Annotated in this window: 1 pseudogene; it reads right to left on the bottom strand. The window is 52.8% G+C overall.

The features are described 5' to 3' along the window. Positions 1–595, bottom strand: a pseudogene (istA, locus tag ATB02_RS25760) (IS21-like element IS100 family transposase); the annotation flags it as partial.

Genomic DNA, 595 nt, shown 5'->3' with positions numbered 1-595 from the left:
CCTTTAGTCTGTGCCCTGAAGGGGCGACACAGTCGGGGAGAGAAGCCCATCTCCTTGCCGAACTGCCACAGCGAAGGATGGAACCGGTGCTGACCGGTCTGATATGCGTCACGTTGCAGAACCACAGTTTTCATATTGTCATACAACACTTCGCGCGGCACACCACCAAAGAAGCGGAACGCATTACGATGGCAGGTTTCCAGCGTGTCATAACGCATATTGTCAGTGAATTCGATGTACAACATTCGGCTGTATCCGAGAACAGCAACGAACACGTGAAGCGGTGAGCGGCCATTACGCATAGTGCCCCAGTCAACCTGCATCTGTCGTCCGGGTTCAGTTTCGAACCGAACGGCAGGCTCCTGCTCCTGAGGAACCGAGAGAGAACGAATGAATCCCCTGAGAATGGTCATTCCGCCACGATATCCCTGGTCTCTGATCTCGCGAGCGATTACCGTTGCCGGGATTTTGTAAGGATGAGCATCGGCGATGCGTTGACGAATATAATCCCGGTATTCATCTAGGAGTGAAGCAACAGCAGGTCGCGGCGTATATTTTGGCGGCTCAGATTTTGCCTGCAAATAACGTTTAACGG

This window comes from Escherichia sp. MOD1-EC5189 (assembly GCF_002966045.1).
In the GTDB taxonomy this organism is placed as follows: domain Bacteria; phylum Pseudomonadota; class Gammaproteobacteria; order Enterobacterales; family Enterobacteriaceae; genus Escherichia; species Escherichia coli_F.
This window is presented reverse-complemented; position numbering and strand designations above follow the sequence as displayed.